The organism is Burkholderia torrens (assembly GCF_984668525.1).
In genome coordinates this window covers 233,934-247,943 of record NZ_OZ480212.1, presented here as the reverse complement: position 1 = coordinate 247,943, position 14,010 = coordinate 233,934, and the positions used below count along the sequence as shown (strand labels likewise).

The following is a 14,010-nucleotide window of genomic DNA, read 5'->3' as shown; positions in this document are numbered from 1 at the left end:
ACGCCGACGGCGCCGCCATCGATTGCCCACAAGACAGGATCGGAGGCCATGATGATCGAAGATACCGTTTTCAGCCATCTGCACGCGATTCTGACGTGCCAACACTCGCTGCCGGTCCAGAGTTGCCGCGTCTCGGTTGAAATGCAGCGGCCATGGGGCCGCCCGTATCGGCTCGTCGAATGGACGATGCACCTCGACGCGCCCGCGCGGCGCCAGATCGTGCCGGCCGAATCGACCGACGAAGAGATCGCCGAGGTCGTCGCCTCGCACGTGCCGGGCCGGCTTTACGGCGACGGCCGGCTGCAGTTCTGAACGCCTTCCCGCGCCACCCGCTTCCAGTCTTCCGGCCCTGCCGCACGCATCGTGCGGCAGTCGGTCTCGTTTGACGCGGCAATGAAACCTGCTACGCTGCGCGTTTTCGTCCACGCAACACACGATGGAAAACGCATTCAACGAACGTGGCGTCATGGTCACGCGCAACGGCCTGTCGGCCTCAGGGCAGGTATTCGCACTGCGTGACATCCGCCAGGTCGACGTCGTCAAGATTCCGAAGAACCGCCTCGTTCCGTCGCTGATCTCGCTGATCGGCGCGGCCACTGCCGTCGCCGGCGGCATCGGCGCGTCGAGCGCCGCGCTCGTCGTCGGCGTGATGCTCGTCGTCGTCGGCTATCTCTCGTGGGCCACGCAGGACATCACGTACCGGCTGATGGTCGAGATGCCCGACGGCCAGCGCGAAGCGCTGTCGAGCGCCGACCCCGAGTTCGTCGAACGCGTCGCGCAGGTCGTGCGCGATGCGCAGGCCGCGAAGGCCGCCAGTCCCGCCGGCTGAGTCCGTTCGCAGCGCACGCTGCACGCTTCGATCCGCGATTGCCGTCCGCGCGCGACGCATTTCGTCGCGCGTGGCGTTCCCGTCGACTCGCATTCCTCCACGTGATCGCCTGCCTCGCGCCTGCGTTGCATGCGCCGACCGCCTAGTATGGAAAGAGCGGCTCGCCGCCGCATCGTCCGAGGAGGCCAGCATGAACGTTCAATCGCTGTCCGGCACGCTCCGCGCCCAGGAGCTGCTGATCGTGTCGATGATCCGCGCGCTTCCCCCTGACGCACGCCGTGCGCTCGTCGACCTCTACACCGAACAGATCGTGTTCGCCGAGCAGGCGGGCCTCGACGTCCACAGCGATCGCGCGACGCACGATGCGTTCATCTCGCACGCGCGCAACCTGCTGATCCGTATCGAGTCGCTGGCCTGACCGGCCGGCGATTTCCCCGGAATGCCCCGCCGCGGCTCGCGCCGGCCGCAGGCGAGCGCTCACTCACGTGCGCCGTGTTTCGTCCTTGTATTGATAATAATTCTCATTTACACTGGTAAAGTTGTCAGTTGCCTTTCAATTCGCCGTTTGCCGCCTGCCGCGCGCAAACGGGCCAGCCAGGTGAACGCGTCACCCAGCCAGCCTTCGGGCTTGTTATCGTCAATGGGAGACCACCTGTGCATTGCTATACGCTGGCGCGGCGGCCGATCTGTGCCGCGCTGTTCGGCGCGTTCGGCCTGTCCGCCGCCACGGCTCACGCCGATTCGTCGCCGCAAGGCGCCACCCTGCCTTCCACCGTCCTCGTCGCCGCATCCGCACGCGGCGATGCGGCGCTGCTCGACCCCGTCACCGTCACGGCCACCCGCACGGCCACCGCTGCGAGCCGCACGGCGGCGTCCGTGTCGGTGATCACCGACGAGGATCTCGAGGAACAGCAGGCCACCAACATCAAGGACGCGCTGCGCTACGAGCCCGGCATCACGGTGCGCCGCACCGCGTACCGGCCCGGCAGCGCCGCGCTCGGCGGCGGCCGCGACGGCGATTCGAGCATCAACATCCGCGGCCTCGAAGGCAATCGCGTGCTGCTGATGGAAGACGGCATCCGCCTGCCGAGCGCGTTCTCGTTCGGCCCGCTCGAAGCGGGGCGCGGCGACTACGCCGATCTCGACACGCTCAAGCGCATCGAAATCCTGCGCGGGCCGGCGTCGGCGTTGTACGGCAGCGACGGCCTGACCGGCGCGGTGAACTTCATCACGAAGGATCCGCGCGACCTGCTGTCGGTCTACAACAAGCCCTATTACTTCTCGTTCCGGCCGAGCTACGACTCGGCCGACCGCAGCATCGGCGCGACCGTATCGGCCGCGGGCGGCAACGATCGCATCCAGGGGATGATCATCGCCGACGGCCGGCGCGGCCACGAGGTCGACACGCGCGGCAGCAACAACTCGGCGAGCACGCTGCGCACGACGTCGAACCCGCAGGACGTCTATTCGGAATCGCTGCTCGGCAAGCTCGTGCTGACGCCCACCACGCGCGACACGATCAAGTTCACCGCCGAGACGGTGCAGCGTCGCGTGAGCACCGACGTGCTGTCCGCGATCAATGCGCCGGCCACGCTCGGCCTCACGACCCACGACCGCCTCGAGCGCAACCGCTTCAGCGTCGACTACGACTTCCGCGACGACGCGTTCCGCTGGTTCCAGACCGCGCACGTGCAGTTCTACTACCAGGACGCGAAGCAGGACCAGTACGCGTTCGAGACGCGCGGCAGGCAGCCTTCGCGCTCGCGCGACAACCAGTACAAGGAACGCACGTTCGGCGGCTCCGCGTTCGCCGAAAGCGGGTTCGCGACCGGCCCGTTCGCGCACAAGCTGCTGTATGGCGTGGACGGCAGCCTGTCGCGCGTGACGAACCTGCGCGACGGCACGGTGCCGGGCGTCGGCGAGGCGTTCCCGAACAAGGCATTCCCGGACACCGACTACACGCTGTTCGGCGCGTTCGTGCAGGACCAGATCGGCTACGGCCGCCTGCTCGTCACGCCGGGCCTGCGCTTCGACACGTACCGGCTGAGCCCGACCGAAAACGATCCGCTGTTCACCGGCAAGGCCGTGTCGACGAGCGCGAACGAACTGTCGCCGCGCGTCGCCGTGCTCTACGAGATCACGCCGGCGGTCATACCGTACGTGCAGTACGCGCACGGCTTCCGCGCGCCGACGCCCGATCAGGTGAACAGCAGTTTCTCGAACCCCGTGTACGGCTACACGTCGATCGGCAACCCGAACCTGAAACCCGAGACGAGCGACACGTTCGAAGCCGGCCTGCGCGGCAAGGCCGGCACCGGCACCGGCTACGGCGTCGTGCGCTACAGCGCGGCCGCGTTCACGGGTCGCTACCGCAACTTCATCTCGCGCACGACGATCGCGGGCAGCGGCCGGCCGGCCGACCCGTTCGTGTTCCAGTACGTGAACTTCGCCGACGCACGTATCCACGGCCTCGACGGCCGCGCCGAATGGGCGATGCCGAACGGCATCACGCTGAAGACAGCGATGGCGTTCACGAAGGGCTCGACGCAGAACGACGGCGCGGCCAGCCAGCCGCTCAACACCGTCAACCCGTTCTCGGCCGTATTCGGCGTGCGCTATGAGCCCGGCGAACGCTGGTTCGTGCAGGGCGACCTGCTGTTCCAGGCCGCGAAACGCGACAAGGACGTCGACAAGTCCGACTGCTCGAACAAGGCGTGCTTCACGCCGCCGTCGTCGTTCGTCGTCGACCTGCGCGGCGGCTATCGCTTCAACAAGCACGTGAGCGCGACGATCGGCATCCGCAACCTGTTCGACCGCAAGTACTGGAACTGGTCGGACGTGCGCGGCATCGCGGCCGATTCGCAGGTGCTCGATGCGTATTCGTCGCCCGGTCGCACGGTCGCCGTCAGCATGAAAGTGGATTTCTGATGCGCGCCGCCCGCGCAACCACCCCAACCGTTACACGAAGGAGTCCGACATGATGCAATCCGCCCTTCCCGGTCAACCGGCCACGCCGGCCCGCGCGGCCGCCGCACTGCGCGACGCGTTCATCAAGCTCAAGACCGAGCGCCAGCTGCGCAACCGCGACGTCGCACAGGCGCTCGGCGTCAGCGAAGGCGAGGCGCTCGCCGCGTTCGTCGGCGAGCACGTCGTGCGGCTCGACGCGCGCTTTCCGGCGATGTTCGAGGAAATGCCGCGCCTCGGCCGCGTGATGGCGCTCACGCGCAACGACACGGCCGTCCACGAGAAGGACGGCGAATATGCGCAGATGAGCCATGACGGCCCCGTCGGCCTCGCGCTCGGCAATATCGACCTGCGCATCTTCTATCGCCACTGGGTGTCGGCGTTCGCGGTGCGCGACGAAACCGCGCACGGCCCGCTGAAGAGCCTGCAGTTCTTCGACGCGCAAGGCCATGCGATCCACAAGGTGTACCTGCGCGCGCACAGCGACCATGCGGCGTACGACGCGTTCGTCGAACGCTGGCGCGCACCGTCGCAGGAGCCGGGCCTCGACGTCGCGCCCGCCGTACCGAAAACGCCCGAGCGCGCCGATACCGAGATCGACGTCGCGGGCTTCCGCGCCGCGTGGGACGCGATGACCGACACGCACCAGTTCTTCGGCATCACGCAGCGCTTCGGCGTGAGCCGCATGCAGGCGCTGCGCCTTGCCGAGCCGCGCTATGCGTATCCGGTCGAGACCGCGCGTGCGCTGCGCCACGTGCTCCAGCAGGCGGCACGAAGCGGCCAGCCGATCATGGTGTTCGTCGGCAACGCAGGGATGATCCAGATCCACACGGGCCCCGTCGCGAACGTGCGCGAGGTCGGCGCGTGGATCAACGTGCTCGACCCCGACTTCAACCTGCATGTGCGCGAGGACCTGATCGCCGCCGCCTGGGTCGTGAAGAAGCCGACGAGCGACGGCATCGTCACGTCGCTCGAACTTTTCGACCGGCAGGGCGACCACGTCGCGCTGCTGTTCGGCGAGCGCAAGCCCGGCAAGGTCGAACGCGACGACTGGCGTGCGCTCGTCGCGACGCTGCCGGCGGCCGCGCGCGGGGACGCGCGGTGAGCGCGCGGCCGTTCGATCCGCGCCGCCGCGCAGTACTCGCCGGCGCGGCGGCCGGTGCGCTCGCGGGCGCGCTGCCCGGCAGCGTGCTCGCGCAGGTTGCTTCGGCCGCGCAGAAACGCGTGGTCGTGATCGGCGGCGCGCTCGCGGAAACCGCGTTCGCGCTCGGCGGTGCCGAGACGCCGCGCTACCGGCTCGTCGGCGCCGACACGACCTGCACGTATCCCGACGCCGCGAAGCGTTTGCCGAAAGTCGGCTACCAGCGCGCGCTGTCGGCCGAAGGGCTGCTGTCGCTGCGGCCCGATCTCGTGCTCGCGTCGGCGGAAGCCGGCCCGCCGACCGCGATCGCGCAGGTGAAAAGCGCGGGCGTCACGGTCACGACGTTCGACGAGCGCCACGACGTCGAATCGGTACGCGCGAAGATCACCGGCATCGCGCAGGCGCTCGACGTGCGCGACGCAGGCACCGCGCTGCTGCAACGCTTCAATCGCGACTGGCAGGCCGCGCGTGACGCGGTCGCCGCACGCGCGCCCGGCGGCGCGCAGCCGCCGCGCGTGCTGTTCGTGCTGAACCATACCGGCACCCAGGCGCTCGTCGCCGGCCAGCGCACGGCCGCTGACGCGATGATCCGCTACGCGGGCGCGCGCAATGCGATGCAGGGCTTCGATCACTACAAGCCGCTGACGACCGAGGCGCTCGCGGCCGCCGCGCCCGACGTCGTGCTGATCTCCGACGAAGGGCTCGCTGCCGTCGGCGGTCGCGCCGCGCTGCTGGCAACGCCCGGCTTCAGCGCGACGCCGGCCGGCCGCGCGCAACGCGTGGTGTCGCTCGATGCGCTGTTCCTGCTCGGCTTCGGTCCGCGCCTGCCGCTCGCCGTCACGACCCTGCACCGACGCCTGTCGGATGCGCTCGCCTGATTCCGGATCGCCACGATGCCCGCTCACGCTTCACCCTTCACCACGCCGTCGCCCGCCTCGCGCGCCGGCGCCGCGCGCGTCGGCGCGTCGCGCCGCGTTGCCCCGTTCGCGCTGGCCGCGCTCGCCGTGCTCGTGTGCGCGATGTCCGTCGTCGCGCTGTGTGTCGGCGCGTACCGCATTCCGCTCGCGGAAGCGTGGGCCGCGCTGACCGGCGATGCCGCCGCGCAGCAGGCGCGCGCGGTGCTGTTCGACATCCGCGCGCCGCGCGTCGCGCTCGCGCTGCTGGTCGGCGGCGGCTTCGGCGCGACCGGCGCCGCGATGCAGGCGCTGTTCCGCAATCCGCTCGCCGATCCGGGCCTCGTCGGCGTGTCGAGCGGCGCCGCACTCGGCGCGACGACGATGATCGTGCTCGGCCCCGCGCTCTTTGCCACGCACGCGAGCGCCGCCGCGCTGCCCGTCGCCGCGTTCGCGGGCGCGCTCGCGGTCGCCGCGCTCGTCTACCGGCTCGCCGCGTCGCGCGGCCGGCTCGCGCTGCCGCTGCTGCTGCTCGCCGGCATCGCGATCAATGCGCTGGTCGGCGCGGCCATCGGGCTGCTCACGTTCGTCGCCGACGACGCGCAGCTGCGCTCGCTGACCTTCTGGAGCCTCGGCAGTCTCGGCGGCGCGCAATGGTCCGCGCTGGCGGCCGTCGCGCCATGCGTCGCGATCGGCTGCATGCTGCTCGCGCGCGAACGCGATGCGCTGAACGCGCTGCAGCTCGGCGAAACCGAGGCGTTGCACCTCGGCGTGCCCGTGCAGCGGCTGAAGCGGCGCGTGCTCGTCGCGGTCGCGCTTGCGGTCGGCGCGCTGGTGTCGTGCGCGGGCATCATCGGCTTCATCGGGCTCGTCGCGCCGCATTGCGTGCGCCTCGCGTGCGGCCCCGACCAGCGCATCGTGCTGCCCGGCGCCGCACTGCTCGGCGCGTTGCTCACGCTCGCCGCCGATCTCGCCGCGCGCACCGTCGCCGCACCGGCCGACATTCCGCTCGGCGTGCTGACCGCGCTGCTCGGCGCGCCGTTCTTCCTCGTGCTGCTGTGGAAGAGCCGCGGTGCGCTCGGCGGGTAATCCTTTCTTCACGACGAACCATGCTGACCGCTCACCATCTCGACGTCGCCCGCCGGCACGACACGATCCTGCGCAACCTGTCGCTGTCGATCGAACCCGGCCGTGTGACCGCGCTGCTCGGCCGCAACGGCGCGGGCAAGAGCACGCTGCTGAAGACCTTCGCCGGCGAACTGACCGGCAGCGTCGCGCCGAACGGCGTGCGCGTGGCGGGCGACGTCACGCTGAACGGCGAACCGCTCGCGCGCATCGACGCGCCGCGGCTTGCGTGCCTGCGTGCGGTGCTGCCGCAGGCCGCGCAGCCGGCCTTCCCGTTCAGCGTCGACGAAATCGTGCTGCTCGGCCGCTATCCGCATGCGCGGCGCAGCGGCGCGACGTCGCACCGCGATCGCGACATTGCGTGGCGGGCACTCGAGCGTGCAGGCGCCGATGCGCTCGTCGGCCGCGACGTCACGACGCTGTCGGGCGGCGAACTCGCGCGCGTGCAGTTCGCCCGCGTGCTCGCGCAGCTATGGCCGGACGACGACGCGACGGAAGGCGGCCCGCGCTACCTGCTGCTCGACGAGCCGACCGCCGCGCTCGATCTCGCGCACCAGCATCGCTTGCTCGACACCGTGCGCGCAGTCGCGCGCGAATGGCGGCTCGGCGTGCTGGCGATCGTCCACGATCCAAACCTCGCCGCGCGGCACGCGGATACGATCGCGATGCTCGCCGACGGCACGATCGTCGCGCACGGCGCACCGCGCGACGTGATGACGCCCGCGCATATCGCGCAGTGCTACGGATTCGCGGTGAAGATGGTGGACACCGGCGACGGCGCGCCGCCGGTGATGGTGCCCGCGTAGCACGCGGACGCCGCATCGCTCGATGCGTTGCCATCGTCCGCACCTTTCGATCAAGATCGACCGCACATCCCCTTCGAGGAGACCGACGTGCCGCTTCCGATGACCCGCATCATCCTGTACGTCCGTGACGTCGCGCTGCTGAAGGCGTTCTACCAGCGGCATTTCGAGCTACCGGTCATCGAGGAGATCGACGGCGAATGGGTCGTGCTCGACGCGGGCGCGATCGAACTCGCACTGCATCTGGCCGGCCCCGCCTTCCGCCATGCGGGCACGCCTGCGCGTACGAATGCAGACATCAGCAACGTGAAACTCGTCTTCGGCATCGGCACCGATATCGCCGCGCATCGCGACCGGCTCGCCCGCGACGGCGTGACCGTGCGCGATCTCAAGCGCTACGACGGCTTCCCGTACCGGATGTTCGACGGGCTCGATCCGGAAGGGAACGTATTTCAGGTGATGCAGCCCGACTGAATTCCGGCGCGGCTGGCGCGGCCGCGAGCACTCAGTGCTCGAGATCCGCCGCGCCGAACGTCCGCATCTTCCACCCGAGCCGCACGGCGAGCATCCGCATCGAGAACCCGGCCGCCAGCGCGACGATCGTCGCGAAACCCGCGTCGATGCCGAGATGCTGCATCCCGACATACAGCCCGCCCGTGACGAACGCGACGCTCGCATAGAGCTCTTCGCGCAGGATCAGCGGCATCTCGTTGCACAGCAGGTCGCGCAGCATCCCGCCGCAGACGCCCGTGATCGCACCGGCCAGCACGACGATGATCGGCGCGGTGCCGGTCGACGCGCCGACGTCGCAGCCGATGATCGTGAACGCCGCGAGGCCGATCGCATCGACGGTGACGAACAGCGCCTTCATCCGTGCGACGTGCCGTGCCGCCCACGACGCGACGGTCGCCGCGACCAGCGTGATCACCAGGTATTCCGGGTGCGCGATCCAGCCGAGCGGATAGTGGCCGAGCAGCACGTCGCGCACGGTGCCGCCGCCGAGCGCCGTCACCGCGCCGACGAGCGCGAGCCCGAAGCGGTCCATCCCGCGGCGCATGCCCATCAGCGCGCCCGACATCGCTTCCGCGACGATCGCAATCAGATAAAGCGTATGCATGGTGCGCGTCAGTCGTCGGTCCGGAACAGGTCGAGCACGCGTTCGCGCTCGGCCGCATCGACGGCCGCAGGCATCGGTTCGCCAGGCTTGCCGTTGCCGCCCTGTGCGTTCGGCACATCGACCGCCGCCATGCCGCCGCATGCGAAGCGGCTGCGGATATAAGCCGGCACGTCGGCCGTGCACGTGCCGCGCGTGTATTCGGCGTAGACGAAGTCGCCGTCGACGAGCGCGACGTCCTGTGGCGGCGTCGCATCGACCGGTGTGCGCCCGTCGACGGCCGTCTTCATGTAGTCGAGCCAGACCGGCAGCGCCAGCGTCGCGCCGGTCGCGCGCCCCATCGGGCGCGGCGTGTCGTAGCCGAGCCACGCGACCGCGACGATGCCCGACGAATAGCCGGCGAACCATACGTCCTTCGACCCGTTCGACGTGCCCGTCTTGCCGGCCGCGTCGTCACGCCTGAGCGCGAGCGCGCCGCGTGCAGTACCGGCCCGCACGACGTCGCGCAGCATGCTGTCCATCACGAACGCATTGCGCGCCGACACGACCCGCTCGCCCGACGGCGTGGTCGCCTCGTACATCGCGCCGCCGTGACGCTGCTTCACCGACAGGATCAGGCGCGGCTCCATCCGCGTGCCGCCGTTCGCGAACACGCTGTACGCGCTCGCGAGTTCGAGCGGCGTCACGGCGCCCGCGCCGAGCGCGAGCGGCAGCGACGCCGGATTGCGCTGCGCGTCGAAGCCGAAATGCACCGCGTGCTGCTGCACGTAGCGTGCGTCGGTGGCCTGCATCAGGCTGACCGCAACCAGGTTCTTCGAGCGCACGAGCCCGCGCCGCACCGGAATGAAGCCTTCGTAGCGGTTGCCGAAATTGCGCGGCCGCCATGGCTGCGCGCCGGTTTCCGCGCGCGTGAGCGTGCGCTGCGTGTCATCGACCAGCACGCCGGGGAAATAGCCCTTCTCCAGCGCCGCCGAATAGACGAACGGCTTGAAGCTCGAGCCCGGCTGGCGATACGCCTGCAGCGCATGGTCGAACACGTTGCGGTTGAAATCCGCGCCGCCGACCAGCGCAAGCATGTCGCCGGTGGCTGCATCGAGCGACACGAGCGCGCCTTCGAGCCCGTTGCGCGCATCGCGCTTCACGCGCGGCTGCCGGTTCAGCGTGCGCTCGAGCGCCGCTTCGGCCGCGCGCTGGTCGCGCATCGAGATCGTCGTCGTCACGTCGAGGCCGAGCGTGTACGCGTCGTCATGAAACCGCTCGACCATCATCCGGCGCGCACGCTCGGCGACGTACGGCGCCGCGATGATCCCGGGCGGCGGCGTGGTCGCCAGCGCGATCGGCGCGTCGACGGCCGCGCGATACGTCGCGTCGTCGAGCTGGCCGAGCGCGTGCATGCGGCCGAGCACGTAGTTGCGGCGCGCGGTCGCACGCGCCGGGTTGACGACCGGGTTGAACGCGGACGGCGCCTTCGGCAGCCCCGCGAGCACGGCCGCTTCGCCCGCGCTCAGCGCATCGAGCGGCTTGCCGAAATACACGTTCGCGGCGGCCGCGAAGCCGTACGCGCGCTCGCCCAGGTAGATCTCGTTCATGTACAGCTCGAGCAGCTTGTCCTTGCTGTATTCGCGTTCGAGCTTGGCCGCCATCAGGATCTCGGCGAGCTTGCGGCTCAGCACCTTGTCGCGCGTCAGGTAGAAGTTGCGCGCGACCTGCATCGTGATCGTGCTGCCGCCCTGCCCCGGCTGCCCCGTCACGACGTTCGCGAACGTCGCGCGCGCGAGGCCGCCGACGTCGACCGCGCCATGCTCGTAGAACTTCGCGTCCTCGGCCGCGAGCAGCGCGTGACGCATCAGCGGCGGGATGCGTTCGAGCGGCACGAACTCGCGCCGCTCGACGCCGTATTCGGCGAGCAGGTCGCCGTCGCGCGAGAAGATCCGCAGCGGCAGCGCGGGACGATAGACGGCCAGATGCTCGACGGAAGGCAGCTGCGTCCAGATGCGATCGATCGTCCATGCGCCGATGCCCGCGCACGCGAGCGTCAGACCCAGCAGCGCGCCCGCGAGCGTGCGCCACACGCGGCGGCGGCGTGGCGGCGGCGCAGGTGGCGGTGGAGGGTTGGCGGTGTGGTCGGTCATGTCGGGCTCCTTCTTCAGTGCCCGCGACGGCCGGCGCAAGAGGGGCGCCGACCGGTCACGGAAGGCGCGCATTGTCGAAGGGATGACCCGAAACCGGAAGATTCTTTAGCCAAAGTTTGGCTGGCTAAATTTTATTTAGGAAAGCGCTTCGGGGCCCGCACGCACCGTGTATGTGGATCTGCGGCATGTCGTCGCGGCCGCGCGCGCCGGGCGCGCGAACCGGTTCGCTTGTACCATCGTCGGATGTTCGATCGATACCTCGGCCTGTGGGGCCTCGTTCCCGACGGCGGCCCGATCCTGACCGCGAATGGCGGCCTGCTGCCCGTCGTCTGGCAAGGCCGGCCCGCGATGCTGAAGGTCGCCACGTGCGACGAAGAGCGGCGCGGCAATGCGCTGATGGCCTGGTGGAACGGGCAAGGCGCCGCCCGCGTGTGGCTGCATGACGGCGACGCGATCCTGCTCGAACGCGCGCAGCCCGCGCCGTCGCTGGCCGCCTTGTCCGCAGCGGGCCACGACGACGACACGATGCGCATCGCATGCGACGTCGTCGCGCGGCTGCACGCGCATCGTGCACCGCGGCCGCCTGCGCAGGTCGTGCCGCTTCACGACTGGTTCCGCGCGCTGCTGTCGAATGACGCGGACCATGACGTGTTGCGCCACTCGGCCGCGATCACGCGCCGACTGCTGGCCGACACAGCTCCGCCCGTCAACGAAGTCGTCCTGCACGGCGACATCCATCACGGAAACATCCTTCATTTCGGCGATCGCGGCTGGCTCGCGATCGACCCGAAAGCGCTGCGCGGCGAGCGCACGTTCGATTACGCGAACCTGTTCTGCAATCCCGCGCATGACATCGCGGTAGATCCCGTGCGTTTCGAGCGGCGCGTTACGGTCGTGGCCGACGCCGCGCAGTTGGACCGGCACCGGCTATTGCAGTGGATTCTCGCGTGGTCAGGCTTGTCCGCGGTATGGCTGATGGAGGACGGGCTGCCGCCCGATACGCGGCTGCAGGTTGCGACGCTGGCAGCAGCGGCACTCGGCCTGTAGCAACGCGCCCCGAATCGGGACGCAAGCCGTCGCGGATGCACCGGTAGCCGCTTTCAGCATCGCGTCCTGGCGAGTAGTCCCGCACGAAAGTGCCGCCCCGTGGCCGAGGATGCGTACCGACGGTTGACCAAAGACTCACGTGGATGAAAAAAGTGTCGCGGCCCAATCCGCGAACACACGTACCTTGGTGCTGTATCGTCGGCTGGGCGGATATGCGATATAGACCTCGAGCGGGTCCGGTCGCCATCTCGCGAGAATGGGCACCAGTTTCTTTTGCTCAATGAACGGGCGAACCATAAAGTCCAGCGTGTGGACGATGCCCAAACCAGCCAGTGCGGTTGCAAGATGCGCATTGCTCTCGCTGACAAGAACATCGTTGCGCACCTGCCCGAGCGTAATCGACTCCTGGCCTCGGCGAAACGCAAGGGGCTGCGTCATACCGGTACTGGCGGAAAAATATCCGACCACCGGCATGTTCCTGTCCACGATGTCCCGCGGATGTTTCGGAATGCCATGCTTCGAGAGATACGCCGGACTCGCACAGGTGGTCCACGCCAGCGTACCGATCGGACGCGTCACGAGATCCGGGTCATCCGACGTGCTTCGGATCGCACAGTCGATGTTCTCTGCGATCAGATCCGTGGTGCGGTCGGTCACGCCAAGCTGGACCGTGATATTCGGATAGCGGGCAAGAAAGGCCGGCAACTCGGGAATGAGGATGCCGCTTGCGGTCGACCCGCCGACATCGATTCTGAGTGCACCGCGCGGACTCGCCTGGTCCTGGCCGAGCGTGGCCTCGATGTCGTCGAGCTCGCTGAGCAGTTGCCGCGCGCGCTCATAGTAGGCCGCGCCATCGGTCGTCACGCTGACCCGCCGCGTATTGCGTTCCAGCAACTTGACGCCGAGATGCGCTTCCAGCGATTTGACCCATTTGCTCGCTGTGGCGTTCGGCATGTTCAGGGAATGGGCCGCCCGCCCGAACCCGCCTGTCTCGACAACGCGGAAGAACACGCGCATCGCCTGCAAATGGTCCATCGTCTGGCTCCGATTATCTACAGATGTGAATAGATAAAGCACAATTTACCCATTTATCTGCATATGTGCTTAATCTAGGATGAGTCATCGGCTAACTGAATCGGGCGCCTTGAGATGACAACCTCCCTTTACGACAACATCCATTCGACGAAGCATGCGGGAAAGATCGCGCTCGTCACCGGCGGCAGTACCGGAATCGGCCTCGCCACCGCAAAGCGCCTGGCGCGCGAAGGCGCCACGGTGTTCGTTACCGGGCGACGACAGGCCGAGCTGGACGCGGCGGTATCCGAGATCGGTCACGGTGCGCACGCGATTCGCGGCGACATTTCGTCCGCAGAAGATCTCGAGCGCATCGTACGGACGGTCACGTCGGTCCACCAGAGAATCGACATCCTGTTCGCGAACGCCGGCGGTGGAGAATTTGCGAGGCTGGGCGACATCACCGAAGCGCAATTCGACAAATACTTCGGCATCAACGTGAAAGGGACGCTGCTCACCGTGCAAAGCGCACTGCCGTTCATGCTGCCTGGCAGCGCGATCGTGATCACGGGGTCGATCTCGTCGATACAGGGCGTGCCGTCGTTCGGTGTCTACGCGGCCACCAAGGCGGCCCTGCGATCATTCGCACGAACCTGGGCATCCGATCTCAAAGGCCGTGACATCCGGGTCAATGTGGTTGCGCCGGGCGTCGTCGTGACGCCGGCTTACAAAACCGAACTCAGGATGACTGACGAACAGATCGACGCGTATCGCGAGGAAGTGGCCGAAACGACACCGCTTGGCCGGGTCGGCACCACCGACGAGATCGCCAAGGCGGTTTCTTTCCTCGCGTCCGACGATGCGAGCTACATCACCGGTATCGAAATGTTCGTCGACGGCGGACGCGTTCAGGTCTGACGCTCGCCGCAACGTATCAAGGAGAACACC

The 14,010-nt window shown here is 68.6% G+C and carries 14 protein-coding genes; 11 read left to right on the top strand and 3 right to left on the bottom strand.

The window, feature by feature from the left end:
• Positions 1–51 precede the first annotated feature (51 nt).
• The 9 genes from AC5LXX_RS17475 (at position 52) to AC5LXX_RS17435 (ending at position 8,229) form a co-directional block, all read left to right on the top strand.
• Positions 52–312, top strand: coding sequence for a DUF2866 domain-containing protein (locus AC5LXX_RS17475; protein ID WP_011548992.1), 261 nt, complete (start codon positions 52–54; stop codon positions 310–312).
• 124 nt (positions 313–436) lie between these two features.
• Positions 437–829: a DUF6232 family protein gene (locus tag AC5LXX_RS17470; RefSeq protein WP_493412430.1), complete on the top strand. Its 393-nt coding sequence runs from the start codon at positions 437–439 to the stop codon at positions 827–829.
• A 190-nt stretch (positions 830–1,019) separates the two neighbouring features.
• Positions 1,020–1,247: a hypothetical protein gene (locus AC5LXX_RS17465; protein WP_493412429.1), complete on the top strand. Its 228-nt coding sequence runs from the start codon at positions 1,020–1,022 to the stop codon at positions 1,245–1,247.
• A 236-nt stretch (positions 1,248–1,483) separates the two neighbouring features.
• Positions 1,484–3,757, top strand: coding sequence for a TonB-dependent hemoglobin/transferrin/lactoferrin family receptor (locus AC5LXX_RS17460; RefSeq protein WP_493412428.1), 2,274 nt, complete (start codon positions 1,484–1,486; stop codon positions 3,755–3,757).
• Between the two features lie 49 nt (positions 3,758–3,806).
• A complete protein-coding gene (locus AC5LXX_RS17455; RefSeq protein WP_493412427.1) occupies positions 3,807–4,898 on the top strand; it encodes a hemin-degrading factor in 1,092 nt (363 codons plus the stop codon).
• A complete protein-coding gene (locus tag AC5LXX_RS17450) occupies positions 4,895–5,812 on the top strand; it encodes a heme/hemin ABC transporter substrate-binding protein (RefSeq protein ID WP_493412426.1) in 918 nt (305 codons plus the stop codon). The genes AC5LXX_RS17455 and AC5LXX_RS17450 overlap by 4 nt, the downstream gene beginning before the upstream one ends.
• A gap of 15 nt (positions 5,813–5,827) precedes the next feature.
• On the top strand, positions 5,828–6,916 hold the full coding sequence (locus AC5LXX_RS17445) for a FecCD family ABC transporter permease (RefSeq protein ID WP_493412425.1): 1,089 nt from the start codon (positions 5,828–5,830) through the stop codon (positions 6,914–6,916).
• A gap of 20 nt (positions 6,917–6,936) precedes the next feature.
• Positions 6,937–7,758, top strand: a complete 822-nt coding sequence (locus AC5LXX_RS17440) for a heme ABC transporter ATP-binding protein (RefSeq protein ID WP_493412424.1) — start codon at positions 6,937–6,939, stop codon at positions 7,756–7,758.
• An 87-nt stretch (positions 7,759–7,845) separates the two neighbouring features.
• Positions 7,846–8,229 carry a VOC family protein gene (locus tag AC5LXX_RS17435; RefSeq protein WP_493412423.1) on the top strand — a complete coding sequence of 128 codons (384 nt, stop codon included), beginning with the start codon at positions 7,846–7,848 and terminating at the stop codon, positions 8,227–8,229.
• A gap of 31 nt (positions 8,230–8,260) precedes the next feature.
• Here the strand turns inward: AC5LXX_RS17435 and AC5LXX_RS17430 are convergent, their stop codons facing one another.
• Both AC5LXX_RS17430 and AC5LXX_RS17425 read right to left on the bottom strand, forming a co-directional pair.
• On the bottom strand, positions 8,261–8,872 hold the full coding sequence (locus AC5LXX_RS17430) for a trimeric intracellular cation channel family protein (RefSeq protein WP_493412422.1): 612 nt from the start codon (positions 8,870–8,872) through the stop codon (positions 8,261–8,263).
• Between the two features lie 8 nt (positions 8,873–8,880).
• A complete protein-coding gene (locus AC5LXX_RS17425) occupies positions 8,881–11,001 on the bottom strand; it encodes a penicillin-binding protein 1A (protein WP_493412421.1) in 2,121 nt (706 codons plus the stop codon).
• A gap of 243 nt (positions 11,002–11,244) precedes the next feature.
• Here AC5LXX_RS17425 and AC5LXX_RS17420 point away from each other — a divergent pair, with 243 nt between their 5' ends.
• Positions 11,245–12,048 carry an aminoglycoside phosphotransferase family protein gene (locus AC5LXX_RS17420; protein WP_493412420.1) on the top strand — a complete coding sequence of 268 codons (804 nt, stop codon included), beginning with the start codon at positions 11,245–11,247 and terminating at the stop codon, positions 12,046–12,048.
• Between the two features lie 135 nt (positions 12,049–12,183).
• Here AC5LXX_RS17420 and AC5LXX_RS17415 read toward each other — a convergent pair whose 3' ends face one another.
• The gene (locus AC5LXX_RS17415; protein WP_493412419.1) at positions 12,184–13,083 is read right to left on the bottom strand and encodes a LysR family transcriptional regulator; all 900 of its coding nucleotides are present in this window, start codon (positions 13,081–13,083) and stop codon (positions 12,184–12,186) included.
• Between the two features lie 114 nt (positions 13,084–13,197).
• Between AC5LXX_RS17415 and AC5LXX_RS17410 the strand changes: the two genes are divergently transcribed.
• Positions 13,198–13,980 carry an SDR family NAD(P)-dependent oxidoreductase gene (locus AC5LXX_RS17410; protein WP_493412418.1) on the top strand — a complete coding sequence of 261 codons (783 nt, stop codon included), beginning with the start codon at positions 13,198–13,200 and terminating at the stop codon, positions 13,978–13,980.
• Positions 13,981–14,010 lie beyond the last annotated feature (30 nt).

Coding starts and splice junctions, on each gene's coding strand:
- AC5LXX_RS17415 (WP_493412419.1), bottom strand. CDS start 13,083: ATGGACCATTTGCAGGCGATGCGCGTGTTCTTCCGCGTTGTCGAGACA.
- AC5LXX_RS17420 (WP_493412420.1), top strand. CDS start 11,245: ATGTTCGATCGATACCTCGGCCTGTGGGGCCTCGTTCCCGACGGCGGC.
- AC5LXX_RS17440 (WP_493412424.1), top strand. CDS start 6,937: ATGCTGACCGCTCACCATCTCGACGTCGCCCGCCGGCACGACACGATC.
- AC5LXX_RS17475 (WP_011548992.1), top strand. CDS start 52: ATGATCGAAGATACCGTTTTCAGCCATCTGCACGCGATTCTGACGTGC.
- AC5LXX_RS17410 (WP_493412418.1), top strand. CDS start 13,198: ATGACAACCTCCCTTTACGACAACATCCATTCGACGAAGCATGCGGGA.
- AC5LXX_RS17430 (WP_493412422.1), bottom strand. CDS start 8,872: ATGCATACGCTTTATCTGATTGCGATCGTCGCGGAAGCGATGTCGGGC.
- AC5LXX_RS17445 (WP_493412425.1), top strand. CDS start 5,828: ATGCCCGCTCACGCTTCACCCTTCACCACGCCGTCGCCCGCCTCGCGC.
- AC5LXX_RS17455 (WP_493412427.1), top strand. CDS start 3,807: ATGATGCAATCCGCCCTTCCCGGTCAACCGGCCACGCCGGCCCGCGCG.
- AC5LXX_RS17470 (WP_493412430.1), top strand. CDS start 437: ATGGAAAACGCATTCAACGAACGTGGCGTCATGGTCACGCGCAACGGC.
- AC5LXX_RS17425 (WP_493412421.1), bottom strand. CDS start 11,001: ATGACCGACCACACCGCCAACCCTCCACCGCCACCTGCGCCGCCGCCA.
- AC5LXX_RS17465 (WP_493412429.1), top strand. CDS start 1,020: ATGAACGTTCAATCGCTGTCCGGCACGCTCCGCGCCCAGGAGCTGCTG.